This window comes from Rubneribacter sp., from assembly GCF_965361815.1.
On sequence record NZ_CBDTNW010000091.1, the window covers coordinates 1 to 2,853 of the forward strand.

The 2,853-nt window shown below is 66.1% G+C and carries 4 protein-coding genes; all 4 read right to left on the reverse strand.

What is annotated here, in order from left to right; genetic code table 11:
- Positions 1-402: 402 nt before the first annotated feature.
- Positions 403-1,287, reverse strand: coding sequence for an anti-sigma-I factor RsgI family protein (locus ACWKY3_RS06725; protein ID WP_449315659.1), 885 nt, complete (start codon positions 1,285-1,287; stop codon positions 403-405).
- The gene (locus tag ACWKY3_RS06730) at positions 1,284-1,775 is read right to left on the reverse strand and encodes an RNA polymerase sigma factor (protein ID WP_449315660.1); all 492 of its coding nucleotides are present in this window, start codon (positions 1,773-1,775) and stop codon (positions 1,284-1,286) included. The genes ACWKY3_RS06725 and ACWKY3_RS06730 overlap by 4 nt, the downstream gene beginning before the upstream one ends.
- A gap of 25 nt (positions 1,776-1,800) precedes the next feature.
- Entirely contained in the window at positions 1,801-2,244 is a 444-nt protein-coding gene (locus tag ACWKY3_RS06735) for a hypothetical protein (protein ID WP_449315661.1), read from the reverse strand.
- A 116-nt stretch (positions 2,245-2,360) separates the two neighbouring features.
- Positions 2,361-2,853: S4 domain-containing protein (locus tag ACWKY3_RS06740; RefSeq protein ID WP_449315662.1), on the reverse strand; the 493-nt coding region annotated here is incomplete at its 5' end.

A 2,853-nucleotide genomic window follows, 5' to 3' on the forward strand; every position in this document is an offset into this window, starting at 1 on the left:
TGTGAAAAGAAAAAAAAGATGAGTGGATTTTCAGGTGAGGGGAGGGGGGAAGCTCTTCTCGCACGATCGCGCGCTTGCTTCCCAGTACCCGGTCTTCAAGGTTCCCGCCGCGCCCGGCGCCGCCGAGCGCGCAAGGAGCATTTTTCCTGGTCGCTTTGGTAGCGACTCGCGCCCTCCTCAAGCGCGGGTTTTGTATAATACCCGTAAGATCCAGGCAACGCAACAGTAAATTTCAAATTTCTTGAAGTTTTTTGCCGCACCGAGCATTCCGGCGAGACCCAGCAAGCTCAAACAGCAAGGTTGCAGTGGGAAAGGGGGGCGGATCGCAAGCAGGAGCAGGACGCGACCCGCCCCCTGCTCGTGCAACCGGTCTTGCCCGTGACGAGCATGCGGCCTGCGGGGCTATACCGCCCCTCGCCCGCGACCGCCGCCGTTTCCGCAGCCGGGCCCAATCGCGGACTCGCCCTCCGACGAGCGCTTCCCGTATCCGTGCTTCCCGCCGTCCCCTTCTCCCCCGCATGCGGCTATGCGGTCGCGCAGCTCGCGCATGCTGAGCTGCGCGCACTCCTCGAGCGTTGCGTCGGGGTCAAGCTCCATAAGCTCGCACGCGGCCCGATAGCGCCCAACCCCCATGCCCGCTGCGGAAGCGGCAACGCGCGTCTGCTCATCGACGATGGCGCACGCACCGCCGCAAGGAAGGGACGAGAGGGTTTGATCGCTTTGCGATCTCAGGCTCTGAGCCTGTCGCTCGTCGTCCGCCGTGACGCTGATCTCCACGAAAGAGTCCTCGCCAACATAGGAAGAGAAGGCGTCGCTCGCAGCAAGGGCCCCGAGCGCGTCTTGGTAGCTGCGATGGCTTAAGGGCACGGCCTCCAACAGGGAGGAACCGTCCTCATTGAGTCCCTTCGCCTCCACCACGATGCCGAATCGGTTCACGGCAAGCTCCAGGGAGGGGTTGACGTCAACTCCCACGTATGCGGTAGGCTGCTCGTAGATCCGCCAGGCGCCCAAGCAGGCGACGGCAAGGACGAGGCAGGCGGCCAGCGCCGCGACGGGACGAAGCCGCAGCATGCGCAAGCGGCGCGACGCGCCGTCCCGCTTGCAAGCGGGCGACCCTTCGAGCCGGGAGGCGTGGCCATCAAAATAGGATCGGGCCGAGGAGGGGGCGCTCGCCTCCGCAGCCGCGGACCTTGCGGCCTCTATGCGGGCCAAAGCGCCAAACTTGACATCGGCCGGAGCTTTCACCTGGTCGAACGCTTGGTGCACGCGGTTTTGCAGGTCGTTCACGACAAGACCTCCTTCAGCTGCCGCTTCCCGCGCGCGATCCACGAATAGACCGTGTTGACAGGGGCATCCACCATGCGAGCTATCTCGGGAGCGCTGTACCCCTCGTACAGGGAAAGGTACAGCGGGGTGCGCGGAGGATCGTCGAGCGACCTCATGGCATCCACCACCTCGCTCGAGAACGAGGCGGGCTGGGAAGCGGGATCGCACGAGGCCAGATGCTCGGCGCAGTCCGCCTCGTCAAGCGGGGCGACCCTGCGCGACGCCGCTTTGAGCATGTCTTTGCACACGTTGGCCGCCACGCGGACAAGCCATGCCTTGCGATGCTCGTCGCCGTTGAAAACCACCTGGTCGGCAAGCGCGTACTTGAGAAACGCATCCTGGAACGCGTCCTGGGCGTCGGCGTGGGAGCGGAAGTAGAGCACGCAGACGCGCCAGACGGCGTCCGCATGCCGCTCCATGGCGTCTTCTATATCCTCGCTTGCGCGCATGTCCAACCCGCTGGGAGAAGGGCGCCTAACGGTTCCAGCACGCGCCGTGCCCGCCGCAGCCGCGCCCTTGGCCGACGCCGAGTCCGCCGCAGCCCTGGCCGCGCCCTTGACCGGCCGCGCCCGGACAGGCGCCGCTTTCGTACGCGTCGCACACGCCGTCGCCATCGTTGTCAACATAGCCGTCGCATGCGACGCCCGCGTTGCCGCATGCGTCGCAGACGCCGTCGCCGTCCGCATCAGCGTATCCCGGGCAACCTTGCGAGGCGCCTACCGCGCGGTTGTCGCACACGCCGTCGCCGTCCGCGTCGGCATAACCGGGACATCCGCCGGTCGCGGGAAGCGCCGTCTGCACCTGGGCGCCATCGCGCCCCTGCGGGGCGAACCCCGCCGCGTTGGCGGCGAACGCCAGAGCGGGAAGCGCGAACAGCGCGAGCGCGGATGCAAGCACGATGGCTATCGTCTTTTTCATGGTGGCCCTCCTGGGATCCTCTCTTTTCGCCTTCGCTTACAACACGAACGGGCGAGGCGGATCCTTGCGACGATTTTGAAAAAATTCGGGCGGCCGAGGCCGCCCGACAGGAGCCGCTAGACGAGCTTTACGAACTTGCGCCTGCCCACTTGGAGCGTGGCGCCTGCGAGCAGCGCTGGATCGACGTTGTAGGACTTAGCGGGCAGCGCCTCGCCGTTCACCTTCACGCCACCGCCGTCGATGAGGCGACGCGCCTCGCCGGCGCTTGCGGCCAAGCCCGCGTCGGCCAGCAGCTTCGCCAAATAGACCTTGCCTTCGTCGTTGGGCGAGAGGTCGGCTGCGAACTCGGGGATGTCGTCGGGCACGGCGTGCTGCTTGAACACGAGGTCGAACTGCTCCTCGGCCGCCTGGGCAGCCGCCTTGTCGTGATAGGCGGCCACAATGTTGCGCGCGAGAGCACGCTTCACCTTGTTGGGATGCAGCTCGTCGGCGGCAAGGCCCCGCTCGATCTCGTCGATCTCGCCCACCGGCAGCGCCGAGGCCAGGCGGTAGTACTTCACCATGAGCTCGTCGGGAATGGACATGACCTTGCCGAACATGTCGGCCGGC